Here is a 16,565-nt window from a genome sequence, read left to right on the forward strand (position 1 = left end):
CCGCATGAACACCGCATGGGTAATCGCACTCGCCGTCGCGCTCGTCGCCGTCGCCCTGCCCTCGGCCCTGCTGGTCCGGGCGCGCCACCGGGCGACCGCGCCCGCCCGCACCGAGGACGGCGCGCCGGGCCTGCTGGAGATCGCCTGTCTGACGGCCGGTCCGCTGCGGGTCGCGGAGACCGTGATCACCGTGATGTACGACGACGGGCGGATCAGGGTGACCACCGACGGTCTGATCAAGGTGCTCAGCCCCGTCACGTACGACCCGGTCGAGCGTGCCCTGCTGAAGTGCTGCGGTGACCGCTGGTTCTGCACCATGCGCGGCGCGCGGATGGCGCTGCCGCGCGCACCGGCCGTGCAGGACATCGAGTCGGCGCTGGTGGCAAGGGGCCTGCTCGCGCCCGCCGGACCGGACGCGGCCGGGCGCCGGGCCGAGCGGCTGCACACGGCGGGCCTGACCGCCGCCGGGCTCCTGGCACCGGCCTCGCTCTTCGTCACGCACACGTATCCGGTGCCGCTCGCCCTCCTCGCGTGCGTCGCGTGCGGACTCGCGCTGCGCCTGGCGGTCCGCGTCCCGTGGTCGAGGGCGACCCGGGCGGGCCGCCGGGCGGTACGGGCCGCGCGCCCGGCGGGGGCCGCGGGCGAGGTCGCCGTCGAGGGCCCGTCCGCCCTGCCGGACGGAATCCTGCGGGATCAGCTGCTCCGGGCGGCGAAGCCGGAACGGACCGACAGGCCGGCTTCTTCCGGCGGAGGGAACGGAAGCGGGGGATCCGTATCGGGCTGTGCGGGCTGTCCCACGTTCTCGTGCTCGACGCACGGCGCTTCCTGCGGCTCGCACTCCGGCTGCGGGGGCGGGTGCGGTGGCGGACACTAGCGTTCCCGGGACGGGATCTCACAGGTGTCTCTGAAGCCCTGGCTGGTCAAGCCGAGCGCCGCGTTGGTGCGCGAGCGGAGGTTGTCCACGGCGACCATCGCGGTCAGCTCGACCAGCGCGGCGTCGTCGAGGTGCTCCCGCAGCCGCTCCACCAGCTCGTCCGTGACGGTCGGCGGGGTGGCGGACATCGCCTCGGCGTACTCCATGACGTCCCGCTCCAGCGGGGTGTAGACCTCGCTCTCGCGCCACCGGGGCACGTCGCGCAGCTTCTCGGGGGCCATGCCGTGCCGGTGGTTCTCCCAGTAGCCGAAGTCCATGCACCACGAGCAGCCGATCGACGCCGCCGAGGCCATCACCGCCAGGGCCTTCAACTGCGGGTCGAGCGCCTTCCACGTCTGATGCGACTCCGCCTCAGCCGGGGGGCTCTGCGTTCGAGTGCGGCTCGGCGGGCTTGTTCCCCAGCCCCGCCCCTTCCCGAAACCGGGGAGACCCCGGACCCCTGAAGCGGCTGCGCCGCTTGTCCTCAATCGCCGGACGGGCTGAAATCAGCCCGTCCGGCGATTGAGGACGCGCCCGCAGGGCGCTCCCGCCGCAGGCGGCGAACCGGCCCGCACCCAGCCCCGCCCGGCCACCGCCTACCGATTCGCCACGGCCTGTTTGACCAGCGTGCGGCCGAAGTCCCACATCAGGCCGCCGCCCCCGTGTGCTTCGTCCATCACCGCCGTGAAGGCGGAGACGAAGCGGTCCACCTCCCGCTCGCCGATGATCAACGGCGGGATCAGCTTGATGACCTCCAGGTGGTCGCCGGAGACCTGGGTGAGGATGCGGTGCTTCTGGAGCAGCGGCACGACGACCATCTGCGCGAACAGCCCCTTGCGGGCGGCCTGGAGCATCGCCCAGCGGCTGCGCAGGCCCAGCGACTTCGGCTTGCCGAACTCGATGCCGATCATCAGTCCGCGGCCGCGCACGTCGTGCAGCAGCTCGTACTTGTCGACCAGCGCCGCCAGTCTCGTCCGCAGCAGATCGCCCGTGTGCCGGGCGTTGGCCACGACCTGGGCGTCCTCCATGACGGAGAGCACGGCGAGACCCGCGGCCATGGCCTGGGCGTTGGAGCCGAAGCTGGCCGAGTGGACCAGCACCCGGTCCATGGAGGAGTAGACCTTCTTGAAGATCCAGTCCTTGCCGAGGGTCGCGCCGACGGGCACATAGCCGCCGGACAGGGCCTTGGCCACGCACACCAGGTCCGGCTCGACGCCCTCCTCGTGCTGGTAGGCGTAGAAGTCGCCGGTGCGGCCGATCCCGGTCTGCACCTCGTCGGCGATGAGCAACGCCTTGTGCCGGCGCAGCAGTTCCTGCGCCTGGCGGAGGAAGCCGGGCGGCGGCTCGTGGACGCCCTTGCCCTGGATGGGTTCGACGACGAAGGCGGCCACGTCGCCGCGGCGCAGCTCCCGTTCGAGGGCGTCGAGGTCGCCGAGCGGGATCGCGGTGTCGGGCAGCAGCGGGGCGAAGCCGTCGCGGAAGCCGTCCTCGCCGTTGACGGACAGCGATCCGGTCGTCAGGCCGTGGAAGGCGTGCGCGCAGTACAGGACGCGGGGCCGCCCGGTGGCGTAGCGGGCGAACTTCAGCGCGGTCTCGACGGCTTCGGTGCCGCTGTTGCCGAAGAACACCCGGTCCAGGTGCGGGGTGTACGACAGGAGCTTCTCGGCGAGGAGGCCGGGCAGCGGCTGGCAGTCGAAGCGGGTGAGGTCGGCGAGCGAGGCGTCGAGGACGTCGTGCAGCGCCTTGCGGACGACGGGGTGGTGGCGGCCGACGCCCATCACCCCGAAGCCGGCGAGCATGTCGAGGTAGTCCTGCCCGTCGGCGTCCCAGAAGTAGGCCCCTTCGGCCCGCTCGTAGACCTTGTCGAAGCCGATGGTGTGCAGCATGCGGGGCAGTTGGTGGTTGAGGTGGCGGGCGTGGAGCTCGTACCGTTCTCCGCCGCGCTCCGCGAGGAGCCGGGTGAGGTCGAATCCCTTCGCGGAGTCGGTGCCGTCGGGTGTCATGCGTCGTTCTCCTTACGGGCCGTGTCCGCCGCCGTGGCCTCCTTACGGGCCAGGGCGGCGCTGATCCGGCCGGCGATCTCGGCGGGGGTGAGCCCCAGGTCGGCCAGGACCTCGCCGCGCTTGGCGTGGGCCAGGAACTGCTCGGGGATGCCGAAGGTGCGTACGGGCACGTCGGACTCGGCGTCGCGCAGGGCCTGGGCGACGGCCCAGCCGACGCCGCCGGTGCGGCTGTTGTCCTCGACGACGGCGACGAGCCGGTGCCGTTCGGCGAGGGCGGGCAGGGCCGTGTCGACGGGCTTGACCCAGCGCGGGTCGACGACGGTGCAGGGGGTGCCGCGGGCGGTGAGCAGGTCGGCCGCCTGGAGGCAGACCTGGGCCATGGTGCCGACGGCGACCAGCAGGACCTGCGGCTCGGCGGTCTCCGGGCGGGCGATGACGTCCATGCCGCCGACCCGGTCGAGGGCCGGGACGGCCTCGCCCACGGTCTCCTTGGGGAAGCGGATGACGGTCGGGGCGTCGGTGACGTCCATGGCCTCGCGCAGCTGGGCGCGGAGCTGGTCGGCGTCGCGGGGGGCGGCGATCCGCAGTCCGGGGACGACCTGGAGGATCGACATGTCCCACATGCCGTTGTGGGAGGCGCCGTCGGTGCCGGTGACCCCGGCCCGGTCCAGGACGAAGGTGACCCCGCATTTGTGCAGGGCCACGTCCATCAGCACCTGGTCGAAGGCGCGGTTGAGGAACGTCGCGTAGACCGCGAAGACCGGGTGCAGACCGCCCGTCGCCAGGCCCGCCGCCGAGGTCGCCGCGTGCTGCTCGGCGATCCCGACGTCCCAGACGCGGTCGGGGTAGGCCTCGGCGAACCGGGTCAGGCCCACGGGGTGCAGCATCGCGGCGGTGATCGCCACCACGTCCGGCCGCTCGGCGCCGATCCGCACCATCTCGTCGCCGAAGACGGAGGTCCAGGACCGGCCGGTGGAGGGCGTCAGGGGCTCGCCGGTGAGCGAGTTCATCACTCCGACGGTGTGGAAGCGGTCGGCTTCGTCCTGCAGGGCCGGCTGGTAGCCGCGGCCCTTCTCGGTCCGGCAGTGGACGAGGACGGGGCCGTGGAAGCGCTTGGCCCGGCGCAGCGCCGATTCGACGGCCTCGATGTCGTGGCCGTCTATCGGGCCGAGGTACTTCAGGCCGAGGTCCTCGAACATGCCCTGGGGGGCGAAGGCGTCCTTGAAGCCCTTCTTCGCGCCGTGCAGCGATTCGTAGAGCGGCCTGCCGACGACGGGCAGTCCCTGGACGGCGTCCTTGCCCCAGGACAGGAAGCGTTCGTAGCCGTCGGTGGTGCGGAGGGTGGCGAGGTGGTCGGCGAGGCCGCCGATGGTGGGCGCGTAGCTGCGTTCGTTGTCGTTGACGACGATGATCAGCGGCCGGTCCCGGGCGGCAGCTATGTTGTTGAGGGCCTCCCAGGCCATTCCCCCGGTGAGGGCTCCGTCGCCGATGACGGCGACGACGTGGCGGTTCCAGCGGCCGAGCACCTGGTTGGCCTTGGCGAGGCCGTCGGCCCAGCCGAGGACGGTGGAGGCGTGGCTGTTCTCGATGACGTCGTGCTCGGACTCCTCGCGCGAGGGGTAGCCGGACAGCCCGCCCTTGCCGCGCAGCTTGGAGAAGTCCTGGCGGCCGGTGAGCAGTTTGTGCACGTACGACTGGTGGCCGGTGTCCCACAGGATGCGGTCGGCCGGGGAGTCGAAGGCGCGGTGCAGTGCGATGGAGAGCTCCACCACGCCGAGGTTGGGTCCGAGGTGTCCTCCGGTCCTGGCCACGGCGTGCACCAGGAAGTGGCGGATCTCCTCGGCCAGTTCGGTCAGGTCCTCGCCGTCCAGCGCCTTCAGGTCACGTGGACCGCGGATGTTCTCCAGCAACGACACGCGAGCCCCCTCCTCTTCTCTCGGCCTCGGCCGGGCTTGCCGCCACGGCCCTTCTCGCGGTTCCCCCCGCGGTGGACGCCGGTGGTCAGCCGACGGTGACGTCGGGCGCGCCCGGGCCGACGCCGTCCGCCGCCATGCCTTCGGCGATCTTCATTGCCTCGTCGATCAGGGTCTCCACGATCTTCGACTCGGGCACGGTCCTGATGACCTCGCCCTTGACGAAGATCTGCCCCTTGCCGTTGCCGGACGCCACACCGAGGTCGGCCTCGCGGGCCTCGCCGGGGCCGTTGACGACACAGCCCATGACGGCGACGCGCAGCGGGACCTCCATGCCCTCGAGGCCCGCGGTCACCTCATCGGCCAGCTTGTAGACGTCGACCTGCGCCCGCCCGCACGACGGGCAGGAGACGATCTCCAGACGGCGCTCCCGCAGCCCGAGCGACTCCAGGATCTGCATGCCGACCTTGATCTCCTCGGCCGGTGGCGCCGACAAGGACACCCGGATGGTGTCCCCGATCCCCTCCGAGAGCAACGCCCCGAAGGCCACGGCCGACTTGATCGTGCCCTGGAACGCCGGGCCCGCCTCCGTCACCCCCAGATGCAGCGGGTAGTCGCACTGCGCGGCCAGCTGCCGGTAGGCGTTGACCATGACGACCGGGTCGTTGTGCTTGACCGAGATCTTGATGTCCCGGAAGCCGTGCTCCTCGAAGAGGGACGCCTCCCACAGCGCGGACTCCACCAGCGCCTCCGGCGTGGCCCTGCCGTACTTCTCCAGCAACCGCCGGTCCAGCGAACCCGCGTTGACACCGATACGGATCGGCGTGCCCGCGTCCGACGCCGCCTTCGCGATCTCCCGCACCTTGTCGTCGAACTGCCGGATGTTCCCCGGATTCACCCGCACCGCCGCACACCCCGCGTCGATCGCGGCGAAGACGTACTTCGGCTGGAAGTGGATGTCGGCGATCACCGGGATCTGCGACTTCTTCGCGATCACCGGCAGCGCCTCGGCGTCGTCCTGCGAGGGACACGCCACCCGCACGATCTGACAGCCCGCCGCCGTCAGCTCCGCGATCTGCTGGAGCGTGGCGCCGATGTCGGCCGTCACGGTCGTGGTCATCGACTGCACCGACACCGGGGCGCCCCCGCCGACGGCCACCGGCCCGACCTGGATGCGCCGCGAGTCGCGGCGCGTCGCGAGCGGTCGGGCCGGCACGCCGGGGAGCCCCAGGGAAACCGGCCCCGCGGATCCCATCGCGGTCAGCTCCGGTTCCCGGCGACGCTCTCACGGACCGCGCGCAGCGACTCCTTCAGCGATCCCATGGTGGCGAGGACCGCCGTGGGCTCATAGCCGCAGTGCGCCATGCAGTTGTCGCAGCGGGGGTCCTTGCCGCGCCCGTACTTCTCCCAGTCGGTCTCCTCGATCAGCTCCCGGTACGTCGGCACATAGCCGTCGCTCATCAGGTAGCAGGGGCGCTGCCAGCCGAAGAGGGAGTAGTTGGGGATCGCCCACGCGGTGCAGGGGAAGTCGACCTTGCCCTCCAGGAAGTCCAGGAAGAGCGGGCTGTGGTTGAGGCGCCAGCGGGCGCGGTTGCCGCCGGAGAATGCCTTCTTGAAGAGCTCGCGGGTCTGCTCCACGCCCAGGAAGTGGTCCTGGTCGGGGGCCTTCTCGTAGGCGTAGGCGGGCGAGAGCATCATCTCGTCCACCTGGAGCTCGTCGTTGAGGAAGTCGAGCACGTCGACGATGGTCTGCGGGGTGTCGGTGTTGAAGAAGGTGGAGTTGGTGGTGACCCGGAAGCCGCGCCGCTTGGCCTCCTTGATCGCCTCCACCGCCTCGTCGAAGACGCCTTCCTTCGCAACGGACTCGTCGTGCCGCTCCCGCAGCCCGTCGATGTGCACCGCGAACGCGAAATACGGCGAGGGGGTGAACTTCTCCATCTTCTTGCGCATCAACAACGCGTTGGTGCACAGGAAGACGTATTTCCGCTTGGCCACCAACTGCCGGACGATCTCGTCGATCTGGGGGTGCATCAAGGGCTCGCCGCCGGCGATGGACACCATCGGCGCGCCGGATTCCAGCACGGCGCCCACGGCCTGGGCAACGGGCATGCGCTGCTTGAGCACCCCCGCCGGATGCTGGATCTTTCCGCAGCCTTCGCACTTGAGATTGCAGGCGAAGAGCGGCTCGAGTTCCACGATCAGGGGGAACTTCTCGCGCTTACGGAGCTTCTGTTCAAAAAGGTAGGTTCCCACCCGGATGGACTGACGGAGCGGCATGGCCATCTGGCTCACCTCCTGGGGAGCAGTAAGGATCGGTGCCATTCGATAAATGCGGGAAGCACGGTGCGGAGCACCCGGAAGGCTGATATTCCACCCCGCAACGTCCCGATTCGTACGAGTTCATGTTCTGGAGCGTCCACGACCACCCGGACGGCCGCAACGGGGCGCGGGCCCCTTCGGACGGCGCTCCGGAGCGTGGCGGCGGACTCCATGTCCACCGCGATCGCGCCGGCGGCGTGCAGGGCCGCGCGCTCCGCGCCGCGCACGACGTGGTCGGAGCCGACGAGCGGCCCGGTGTGGATGACGCGCTTGGGCACGGCCCGTGCGAGCTCCTTGGCGAGCAGCTCGACGCCGGAGCATTCGATGCGGCCCTCGTGGTCGTGGGTCTCGTCGGCGACGACCAGGTCCCCGGGGTGCATCCCGGGGGCCAGGCCGGCGCAGAATCCGGTGGCGATCACGGCCGCGTCGAGCATGGCCGTGCCGTCGCCGAGCGCGCGGGTGACGGCCTGGTCCGCGGCGTGCGGGCCCATGCCGGTGCGCAGGACGGTCACGGGTCCGGCCGCACCGCCGAGGCCGCCCCCGCGCAGGGCGAGGCGCTCGATGCCGAGCGCGCAGGCGATCAGCAGCGGTGCGGACGCGGGACCCGTGCCGGTGGTCATCACGCCTCCCGGCGGTCGGGGGTGAAGGGCTCCCCGTGCACATAGCGGCCGAGGGCCGTGACGGGGAAGACCTGCCGGTAGAGGTGGTAGTTGATGGAGAAGTCCCAGGGGAAGCCGGTGCCGGTGAAGTACGGCTCGTCCCAGGTGCCGTCCTCGGTCTGGGTCTCCACCAGATACGCGACGCCGCGCTCGACGGCCTTGCCGCTCCGCTCCCCCGCCGAGAGCAGGGCCATCAGCGCCCACGCCGTCTGGGAGGGGGTGGAGGCGCCGCGGCCGATCCACTCGGGGTCGCGGTAGGAGCGCAGGTCCTCGCCCCAGCCGCCGTCGGCGTTCTGCACGCTCTCCAGCCAGCGCACGGCCCGGCGGACGGCCGGGTGGGAGGCGGGGATGCCGGCGGCGGCCAGGGCGGGCAGCACCGAGCCGGTGCCGTAGACGTAGTTGACGCCCCAGCGGCCGAACCAGGCGCCGCTCTCCTCCTGTTCGGCGAGCAGCCACTCGATGCCGCGCCGGGTGCGCGGGTGGTGCTGCTGCCCGAGGACCGCCAGCATCTCCACCACGTGCGCCGTGACGTCCGCGGACGGCGGGTCGACGACCTCGCCGAAGTCGCAGAAGGGCAGCCGGTTGGGGAAGGGGCTGGTGTTGTCGGCGTCGAAGGCGCCCCAGGCGCCGTTCTTCGACTGCATCCCGAGGTTCCAGCGGGCGGCGCGCTGGATGGCGGCCTCGACGCGTACGGGGTCGGGGTGCGCGACGCGCTTGAGGGCGAGGACCACCTCGGCGGTGTCGTCGATGTCGGGGTAGTTGTCGTTGTGGAACTCGAACGCCCAGCCGCCCGGGGTGAGTTCGGGGCGGCGCACGGCCCAGTCGCCGGGCCGGTGGATCTGCTCGTCCAGCATCCAGTCGACGGCCTTGACGAGCGCCGGGTGGTCGGACGGCACCCCGGCGTCGGCGAGGGCGATGGCGGCGAGGCAGGTGTCCCAGACGGGCGACTGACAAGCCTCGATCATCCGCGAGCCGTCCTCCCGCCAGACGGCGAAACGGTCCAGCGACTCCAGCCCGGCGCGGAGCACGGGGTGGTCGAGGTCGTAGCCGAGGAGGTGGAGGGCGATGACGGAGTAGACGGCCGGCGGCTGGATGCCGCCCCAGCAGCCGTCGTTCTCCTGCCGCTCGACGATCCACCGGGCGGCCGCGTCGAGCGCGGAGCGCCGCAGCCGACGGATCGGGAACTTCCGGTACTGGTGGAGCACCTTGTCCAGGCGCTGGAAGACACCGTCCCAGCTGGCGACGGGGGCGGGCGGGCGCGGCGGGTTGGGCCGCGCCGGGTCGGTGTGCAGCTCGTCGAGGGCGAACGGCGCGGGCCGTACGGGGCGCTTGGCCGAGACGACGGTCAGCGGGACGATGGTCTGCCGGGCCCAGCAGCCGAAGTCGTAGATGTTGAGCGGGATCCACTTCGGCACATACATGATCTCGGGCGGCAGCTCGGGGAGGTCGTCCCACTTCCACCAGCCGAAGAGGGCGAGCCAGATCCGGGTGAAGACGCGGGCGGCGGCGACGCCGCCCCGGGAGCGGATCCACTCGGAGGCGGCGGCCATGTGCGGGGCGTCGGGGGTGTCCCCGGCGAGCCGCAGGGCGACATACGCCTCGATGGTGGCGGAGAGCTCTCCCGGCCCGCCGTGGAAGGTGGCCCAGGTGCCGTCCGGGCGCTGCTCGGACCGGATGAAGAGGGCCGCGGCCCGGGTGGTCTTCTCGTCCTGGATCCCCAGGAACTGACGGAGCAGCAGGTCTTCGGCGTCCATGGTGACGTTGGTCTCCAGGTCGCCCTTCCACCACCCCTCGGCGTCCTGACGGGACAGGAGGTGTTCCACCGCCCGGGCCGTGGCCTGCTCGGCGGCCGTGAGCGGGGGTGCTGCCGTGGTGCTGTCATTGGCCGCGGCTGCGCCGGGCGCAAGAGCCCCGGCGCTTCCGTCGGTCGTCGCTGTCATGGTTTCCCCTTTTTGCAGTGATCTTTACTTCTCTGCCGTGCTGGGGGCTCCGTCGGCCGACGCTCCGTCAGGGCGTCGGCCGGCGACTGCGATCTGTCAGATCGGGTGAATGGTGATCATCTCTTTCGTACGACGACGAAGTCGGCGAGCGCGGTCAGCTGCGCGCGAACTTCGGTGGGCATGTCGACTCCGTTGAGTGCCTCGATCGCGGTGGCGTGCTGGCGGCGGGCTTCCTGGGAGGTCCACTCCCGGCCGCCCGCCTCCTCGATCAACGCCGCGCGGCTGGCGAATTCTTCCTCGTCGAAGTCGGCGGACTGGGCGTCGCTGAGCTTGGCGTCGGCGGCGAGGATGTCGGCGAGCCGGCCCGAGGCGGGGCCGCCCGCCGCGAGGGCGGCGACGACCGGCAGCGACTTCTTGCGCTGGCGCAGGTCGCTCCAGGTCTGCTTGCCGGTGGCCTCCGGGTCGCCCCAGATGCCGAGCAGGTCGTCGACGGCCTGGAAGGCGAGGCCGAGGTGGTAGCCGTAGGCCTCCAGGGTGTCGGCCGTGCGGTCGTCGGCGCCGCCGAGGACCGCGCCGATGGAGACGGCGCAGGCGAGCAGGGCGCCCGTCTTGTTGCCCTCCATCTCCAGGCACTCCTCGACGGTGACCCGCTCGCGGTGCTCGTAGGAGATGTCCTGGGCCTGGCCGTCGATCAGCTTGCGGGTGGCGGTGGTCAGCCGCCGGGTGGCCCGGCCCGCCTCGACGGTGCCGAGCTCCAGCAGCACCTCATTCGCGAGTGCGAACAGCGCGTCGCCGACGAGGATGGCCTGCTCGGGGCCGTACACCTTCCATACGGTGTCGCGGTGCCTGCGCTGCTCGTCGCCGTCCATCAGGTCGTCGTGGAGCAGCGAGAAATTGTGCACGAGCTCCACGGCGACGGCGCCGGGGATGCCCACCTCGGGGCGGGCGCCCGCGGCCTCGGCCGAGAGCAGGGCGAGGGCGGGCCGTACGGCCTTGCCGCTGTCGCCGTGCGCCGGCCGGCCTTCGGCGTCGATCCAGCCGAAGTGGTAGGCGGCTACGGTGTCCATGGGCGGCGCCAGCCGGTTCACGGCAGCACGCAGCACCGGCGTGGCAAGCGTCCGTCCGCGCTCCAGCAGGGCGTTGACGCCTGCGGTGTCGACAGCTGGGATCGCCGAAGTCACGGTCTCTCCTCTGGTGGTCGTGCTCGTACGCGCCCCGTCGCGGGGCGGCACGCCTTGGTGGCTCGCCTCGTTCATGCCGCCTCCCACGAGGGGTTCCGGCGGGACAGGCCGAGCTCGGAGAGAGCCGCGCCGGCGGCGTTGACACCGCTGCGCACCGCGCCCTCCATGGTCGCGGGCCAGCCGGTGGCGGTCCACGCACCGGCCAGGTACAGGCCGGGCGTGTTCGTGGGGGCGTGCGGCCGCAGCCGGCCGACGCCCGGAGTGGGGGCGAACGTCGCTGTCCGCTCCCGGGTCACGAAGAAGTCCCGTACGCCGGCGCCGCGTGCCGCGGGCAGCAGGCGCTCCAGCTCGGGAAGATAGCGCTCGCGGAGCTCGGCGACGGGCCGGTCGATGTCGTCGTCCGCGGCCGACTGGGACACGGCCAGGTACTGGCCGCCGTCGGCGCGGCCGCCGAGTCCTGAGGAGTCCGTGCGGTCGAAGACCCACTGCACCGGCGAGCCGAGCGCCGCGAAGAACGGCTGGCGCAGGACTTTGCGGTCGTATACGACGTGGAGGTTGAGGATCGGCGAGGTGCCGATGTCCAGCAGCCGGTCGGGGTCGTCGAGGGCGCCCTCGGGCAGCAGGGCGTGGGTCTCGCGCTGGGGCACGGCGAGCACGACGGTGTCGGCGGCGAGCCGCTCGGTGCCGCCGGATCCGGCCTCGATGTCGACGTGCCAGCCGCCGTCCTCGCCCCGGGTGATCGCGGTGGCGCGGGTGCGCAGCTCGGTGCGCACCCCGGCCTTGTCGAGGGCGGTGCGGGCGCGGACGTCGTGCAGTTCGCCGAGCGGGACGCGGGCCCAGCCGATGTCGGCGGCGCCGGGCTCGGACAGCAGCCCGGTCTTGAAGACCATGGCGGCAAGTCCCAGCGAGGAGCGGTCGGCGGGGGCGTTGAGCGTGGCGACGCCGACGAGGTCCCACAGGGCCTCGATCGCGCGGTCCGACTGGCCGTGGCGGTGCAGCCAGCTCGCGAAGTCCTCGCCGTCCAGGGCGGGGTCGCCGAGGTCGAGGCCGCCGAGCGCCAGCGCGGCGCGCCCGACCTTGGCCCGCTCGGCGAGCGAGAGGTGCGGGTAGGTGGCGAGGCTCGCCGCGAGGTGCAGGGGCACGGGCAGCTGCGCGCGGCGCAGCCGGCCGAGGCGCGGCCGCCCGGAAGGGTGGCCGACGTCCAGCACGGGGACGTCCAGCCGCTGTTGCAACGGGGCGAGTTCGGCTGCGTCGACGCGGTCGAGGAACCACCGGTAGGCGGTGCAGCAGCGCAGGTAGACGTGCTGTCCGTTGTCGACCGTCAGTTCGCCGCGACGGAAGGAGAAGGCGAGCCCGCCCAGCCGCGGGCGGCCCTCGACGAGGGTGACCCGCAGCCCGGCGTCGGCGAGCTCGAGGGCTGCGGTGACACCGGCGAGGCCGCCGCCGACGACCACCGCGGCCGCGCCGACGGAGCGGCCCTCCCCGTCCGCGCGCTGCCGCTCGGACCGGGTCGTCGTCCCTGGTGTCGTCATGCGCCCACCCCCTCGGCTGCTGTCAGTGACGTGTGCGATCGCCGGAGGGTTGCACACCGCCCACCGGTAGGAGTAGGGCGCATCAAGTGCGCCCCCCGGCGGTCTGCCGGTGGACGCCACGGGCGTCGAATCCGGACAGGCCGCGCACGGCGACGTAGACCTTCTCGCGCCCGGGGAGCGAGACCCGGCCGCGCAGCACCGCCTCGGGGTCCTGGGCGATGCGGTCCAGCAGTCTGCGGTAGATGCCGGACATGGCGGCGACGCAGGCGCCGCTGCGCCGGTCGAGCATGGGCAGCAGCTTGGTGCCCTCGGCGAACAGCGCGCGGGCGCGCCGTACTTCGAAGTGGACCAGGCCGGCGAAGTCGGAGCCGGCGGGCGGGCGGGCGGAGTGGAAACCCGCGGAGCAGCCGAACTTGGCGAGGTCGTCGGAGGGCAGGTAGGTGCGGCCGTTGGCCGCGTCCTCGCGGACGTCGCGCAGGATATTGGTCAGCTGGAGCGCGAGCCCGAGCGTATCGGCGTACTCCGCGGCGCGTGCCGCGTCACGTGCGCCGGGCACCGTGCCGAACACGCCCAGCGAGAGCCGTCCGATGGCGCCCGCGACACAGCGGCAGTACGCCGCGAGGTCGTCCCAGGTCTCGTAGGTCTCCCCGCGCACATCCATCTGGACGCCGTCGATGAGCTCGTCGAGCCCGCCGAGCGGGATCGGGAAGCGGCGCGCGGCATGGCTGAGCGCGACGGCCACCGGGTCGGTGTCGTCCTCCTCGACCTTGCCCTCCCTGATCCGGGCGAGCAGGGCGCGAGTCTCCTCGAGCCGGTGCCGCTTGGATTCCGCGTCCAGTGTGCCGTCGCCGATGTCGTCGACCCGCCGCGAGAAGGCGTACAGCGCCGACATGGCGCGTCGCTTGGCGGTCGGCAGAAGCCTGATGCCGTAGCTGAAGTTACCGGCCTGCTGTCCGGTGACTGCCTCGCAGTAGCTGTACGCGGCGAGTACCGGCGCGGACGCGTCTGGCGATCCGTTCACGGTCCCGCTCACCCCTCTCTTCGCAGTGTCGCTCCCACCTCGCGCAGCAGGCTGAGCTTGGTGGGCTTGGGCGGTCCGGGCAGTACGTCGTATCCCGCGGCGGAAACCGCTCTGAGCGCGGCCCTCCCCCCGCCCACGAACCCCGCGAGCAACAGCTTCAACCTGCCGTGGACGCTACCCACCAGGGGGGTGCCTTCATTCAGCAGTTCCCCGGCGCGTTCCGCCTCGTACGCGACCAGGGCACGCAACGACGCGCCGCTGGTCGGACGGGCGAGGTCGGCCTCGCCGACGTGGAAGCGTTTCATGTCCTCGGCGGGGAGATAGATGCGGTCGCGCCCGAGGTCCTCGGCGACATCCTGCAGGTGTTCGACGATCTGCAGAGCTGTGCAGACCGCGTCCGAGCGGCGGATCCGCTCGGGGCTCGCGGTGCCGGTGATGCCCAGGACCAGGCGGCCGACGGGATTGGCGGACAGCTCGCAGTAGGCGAGCAGGTCCTGGTAGGTGGCGTAGCGGCGGACGCGCTGGTCCTGGCGGTTCGCCTCGATCAGGCCGAGGAAGGGCTCCGGGGTCAGGCTGCACCGCCGGACGGTCGGCCGGAGGCGGAGCAGCAGCGGGTGCCGCGGTCCCGTGCCGGAGCGGTCGAAGACCCGGCGCAGGTCGGCCTCGAAGGCGTCGAGCATGGTGAGGCGGTCGTCGCTCTGCTCGCGCTGGAGGCCGAGCAGTTCGGCGTCGCGGCCGCCGGGGGCGAGGTCGCCGTCGCCGATGTCGTCGACGAGTCTGGCGAAGCCGTAGACGGCCATGAGGTCGTCCCGCCATGCGCGTGGCACGAAGAAGGGCGCCACGGGGAAGTTCTCGTGCGCGGCCTTGTCGAGCACGGCGCGCTCGTGCGCGTCCGTCCCCGCCGTCACCGCGGGCTGCCCGGACCGGGGACGGCGGATGCGCCTCGGAGCTGGAGAGTTCCCGTAGCCATTGCCGTCACATCTCCCGTTCTACACTGCTGACCCAGAACATCCTATTTCGGACACGCCGCAGGGCAGACCTCCCCCTGCTCCCCCTCGACACCTCCTGCTGACCACCCGCGGAGCCGCTCTCCACGACGGAGATACACCGGTATCGTCCCGCTTCTCCGCAAATCAGCACGGTACAGCGTACGCCGTACAGGTGTCCGACGCGCGCCCGGGTAGGTGCTTGATCCATACAATGCCACGCGAGGGCCGAATCAACCCTGTCAATAAGTGAGTTGATCGTTACGGATAGGTCAAGGCCCCCGCCGAACGCGTCACAGCGGGGGCCCCGGAGGCGCTGTCGTGCTCGCCTGGCTAGCGGGCCGTCTCCTTCTCATAGGCCCGTACGACTTCCTCGGTGGGCCCGTCCATGAGCAGCTGGCCGTGTTCGAGCCAGAGCACGCGGTCGCAGGTGTCGCGGATGGACCGGTTGTTGTGGCTGACGAGGAAGACGGTGCCGGCATCCTTGCGCAGCTCGCGGACGCGGGCCTCGGAGCGCTTCTGGAAGGACCGGTCGCCGGTGGCCAGCGCCTCGTCGATCATCAGCACGTCGTGGTCCTTGGCCGCGGCGATGGAGAACCGCAGGCGGGCCGCCATGCCGGAGGAGTAGGTGCGCATGGGCAGGGTGATGAAGTCGCCCTTCTCGTTGATGCCCGAGAAGTCGACGATCTCCTGGTAGCGCTCGCGGATCTGCTCCCGGCTCATGCCCATCGCCAGGCCGCCGAGCATCACATTCTTCTCGCCGGTGAGGTCGTTCATCATGGCCGCGTTCACACCCAGCAGCGAGGGCTGGCCGTCGGTGTAGACCTTGCCGCGCTCGGTGGGCAGCAGCCCGGCGATCGCCTTCAGGAGGGTCGACTTGCCGGAGCCGTTGGAGCCGATCAGGCCGATCGCCTCGCCGCGGTAAGCGGTGAAGCTCACACCCTTGACGGCGTGCACCTCGCGCACACCCGCGTTGGGCTTGCGCCGCACGAGCCGGTTGAGGGCGGCGGTGGCACTGCCCCGGCCGGTGTTGCCGCCGTAGACGCGGTAGACGATGTGCACGTCGTCCGCGATCACCGTCGGGACCTGGGAGGTCGACATGGGCGCCTTCGCGACGCTGTTCTGCTCAGCCACGGCCGTACTGCTCCTCAGCCTTCCAGAAGAACACGAAGCCCCCGATGCCGATCAGCACCGCCCAGCCGACCGCCAGCGCCCATACGTGCGGTGGCATGTCGATGTGCTTGTGCGCGGCGTGGCCGGTGATCAGGGAGTTGCGCATCAGGTTGATGAAGACGGCGGCCGGGTTCGCGCTCAGCACGTCGATGAGCCACCCGGGGGCGTGCTGCTTCTTGAGATTCCCGACGAGGCTGTACATCACGCCGGACGCGTACATCCAGGTGCGCAGGATGAACGGCAGCAGCTGCGCCAGGTCGGGGGTCTTGCTCCCCAGCCGGGCCAGGACCATCGCCAGGCCGGTGTTGAAGACGAACTGCAGCACCAGGATCGGGACGATCAGCAGCCACGAGAACCGCGGCATGTGCCCGAAGCCGAGGAGGAGGGCGAAGAGGACGCTCATCGAGAACAGCAGCTGCTGGAGCTGCTGGAGCGCGAAGGAGATCGGCAGGGCCGCCCGGGGGAAGTGCAGGGCCCGCACCAGCCCCAGGTTGCCCGAGATCGAGCGCACACCCGACATCGCCGAGCTCTGGGTGAACGTGAAGACGAAGACACCCGTCACCAGGAACGGGATGTACGTCTTGATGCCCATGCCCTTGCTCTGGCCCATCAGCAGGCCGAAGATCAGGAAGTAGACGGCGGCGTTCAGCAGCGGCGTCGCCACCTGCCACACCTGACCCAGCTTGGCCTGGCTGTACTGAGCGGTCAGCTTGGCGCGGGAGAAGGCGACGATGAAGTGCCGTCGGTCCCACAGCTGGCGCGCGTACTCCGCCAGGCCCGGCCGGGCGCCGCTCATCGAGAGGCCGTACTTCTGGGCCAGCTCGGCGGCGGAGAGTCCGTCGTCGGGTGATGGCGGGGCACTCATGGCGACCGCACTGTCGTGCGTTGTCTCGCTCACAGTTGACACTTTCGTCCTCAAGGTGCG

General features: G+C 71.4%; 14 protein-coding genes. 1 reads left to right on the top strand and 13 read right to left on the bottom strand.

What is annotated here, in order from left to right; translation table 11 throughout:
• Positions 1–4: 4 nt before the first annotated feature.
• Positions 5–874, top strand: a complete 870-nt coding sequence (locus tag ABD269_RS25320) for a TIGR04222 domain-containing membrane protein (protein ID WP_344121334.1) — start codon at positions 5–7, stop codon at positions 872–874.
• Here ABD269_RS25320 and ABD269_RS25325 read toward each other — a convergent pair.
• The 13 genes from ABD269_RS25325 to ABD269_RS25385 all read right to left on the bottom strand — a co-directional run bounded on the left by ABD269_RS25325 (position 871) and on the right by ABD269_RS25385 (position 16,538).
• Positions 871–1,401, bottom strand: coding sequence for a carboxymuconolactone decarboxylase family protein (locus tag ABD269_RS25325; protein ID WP_344121336.1), 531 nt, complete (start codon positions 1,399–1,401; stop codon positions 871–873). The genes ABD269_RS25320 and ABD269_RS25325 overlap by 4 nt on opposite strands.
• Positions 1,402–1,509: 108 nt before the next feature.
• Positions 1,510–2,916, bottom strand: coding sequence for an aspartate aminotransferase family protein (locus tag ABD269_RS25330; RefSeq protein WP_344121338.1), 1,407 nt, complete (start codon positions 2,914–2,916; stop codon positions 1,510–1,512).
• Entirely contained in the window at positions 2,913–4,832 is a 1,920-nt protein-coding gene (dxs, locus tag ABD269_RS25335; RefSeq protein WP_344121340.1) for a 1-deoxy-D-xylulose-5-phosphate synthase, read from the bottom strand. Before dxs ends, ABD269_RS25330 begins: the two co-directional genes overlap by 4 nt.
• Positions 4,833–4,917: 85 nt before the next feature.
• Positions 4,918–6,084 carry a flavodoxin-dependent (E)-4-hydroxy-3-methylbut-2-enyl-diphosphate synthase gene (gene ispG, locus ABD269_RS25340; RefSeq protein WP_344121342.1) on the bottom strand — a complete coding sequence of 389 codons (1,167 nt, stop codon included), beginning with the start codon at positions 6,082–6,084 and terminating at the stop codon, positions 4,918–4,920.
• Positions 6,085–6,089: 5 nt separating this feature from the next.
• Positions 6,090–7,112, bottom strand: coding sequence for an adenosyl-hopene transferase HpnH (hpnH, locus tag ABD269_RS25345; protein ID WP_301891270.1), 1,023 nt, complete (start codon positions 7,110–7,112; stop codon positions 6,090–6,092).
• Positions 7,113–7,117: 5 nt separating this feature from the next.
• Entirely contained in the window at positions 7,118–7,768 is a 651-nt protein-coding gene (locus ABD269_RS25350) for a phosphorylase family protein (protein WP_116214717.1), read from the bottom strand.
• The gene (shc, locus tag ABD269_RS25355) at positions 7,768–9,747 is read right to left on the bottom strand and encodes a squalene--hopene cyclase (RefSeq protein ID WP_344121346.1); all 1,980 of its coding nucleotides are present in this window, start codon (positions 9,745–9,747) and stop codon (positions 7,768–7,770) included. Before shc ends, ABD269_RS25350 begins: the two co-directional genes overlap by 1 nt.
• A gap of 116 nt (positions 9,748–9,863) precedes the next feature.
• Entirely contained in the window at positions 9,864–11,003 is a 1,140-nt protein-coding gene (locus ABD269_RS25360) for a polyprenyl synthetase family protein (protein WP_301891272.1), read from the bottom strand.
• Positions 11,000–12,460, bottom strand: a complete 1,461-nt coding sequence (hpnE, locus tag ABD269_RS25365; protein WP_301891273.1) for a hydroxysqualene dehydroxylase HpnE — start codon at positions 12,458–12,460, stop codon at positions 11,000–11,002. Before hpnE ends, ABD269_RS25360 begins: the two co-directional genes overlap by 4 nt.
• An 82-nt stretch (positions 12,461–12,542) precedes the next feature.
• Positions 12,543–13,493 (bottom strand): presqualene diphosphate synthase HpnD, encoded by a 951-nt coding sequence (gene hpnD / locus ABD269_RS25370; protein ID WP_301891274.1) that lies wholly within the window; start codon positions 13,491–13,493, stop codon positions 12,543–12,545.
• On the bottom strand, positions 13,490–14,389 hold the full coding sequence (gene hpnC / locus ABD269_RS25375) for a squalene synthase HpnC (RefSeq protein WP_344121352.1): 900 nt from the start codon (positions 14,387–14,389) through the stop codon (positions 13,490–13,492). Before hpnC ends, hpnD begins: the two co-directional genes overlap by 4 nt.
• Positions 14,390–14,800: 411 nt before the next feature.
• Positions 14,801–15,568 (bottom strand): ABC transporter ATP-binding protein, encoded by a 768-nt coding sequence (locus tag ABD269_RS25380; RefSeq protein ID WP_301894260.1) that lies wholly within the window; start codon positions 15,566–15,568, stop codon positions 14,801–14,803.
• A gap of 25 nt (positions 15,569–15,593) precedes the next feature.
• A complete protein-coding gene (locus tag ABD269_RS25385) occupies positions 15,594–16,538 on the bottom strand; it encodes an ABC transporter permease (protein ID WP_301891275.1) in 945 nt (314 codons plus the stop codon).
• Between the last annotated feature and the right edge of the window lie 27 nt (positions 16,539–16,565).

Origin of the sequence: Streptomyces blastmyceticus (assembly GCF_039521185.1) — a bacterium.
Taxonomy (GTDB): domain Bacteria; phylum Actinomycetota; class Actinomycetes; order Streptomycetales; family Streptomycetaceae; genus Streptomyces; species Streptomyces blastmyceticus.

Excerpts from the sequence above, each read along its gene's own strand:
- ABD269_RS25320 (WP_344121334.1), top strand. The coding sequence starts at position 5 with ATGAACACCGCATGGGTAATCGCACTCGCCGTCGCGCTCGTCGCCGTC.
- ABD269_RS25380 (WP_301894260.1), bottom strand. The coding sequence starts at position 15,568 with ATGTCGACCTCCCAGGTCCCGACGGTGATCGCGGACGACGTGCACATC.
- ABD269_RS25360 (WP_301891272.1), bottom strand. The coding sequence starts at position 11,003 with ATGAACGAGGCGAGCCACCAAGGCGTGCCGCCCCGCGACGGGGCGCGT.
- ABD269_RS25350 (WP_116214717.1), bottom strand. The coding sequence starts at position 7,768 with ATGACCACCGGCACGGGTCCCGCGTCCGCACCGCTGCTGATCGCCTGC.
- shc (WP_344121346.1), bottom strand. The coding sequence starts at position 9,747 with ATGACAGCGACGACCGACGGAAGCGCCGGGGCTCTTGCGCCCGGCGCA.
- ispG (WP_344121342.1), bottom strand. The coding sequence starts at position 6,084 with ATGGGATCCGCGGGGCCGGTTTCCCTGGGGCTCCCCGGCGTGCCGGCC.
- hpnE (WP_301891273.1), bottom strand. The coding sequence starts at position 12,460 with ATGACGACACCAGGGACGACGACCCGGTCCGAGCGGCAGCGCGCGGAC.
- ABD269_RS25330 (WP_344121338.1), bottom strand. The coding sequence starts at position 2,916 with ATGACACCCGACGGCACCGACTCCGCGAAGGGATTCGACCTCACCCGG.
- hpnH (WP_301891270.1), bottom strand. The coding sequence starts at position 7,112 with ATGGCCATGCCGCTCCGTCAGTCCATCCGGGTGGGAACCTACCTTTTT.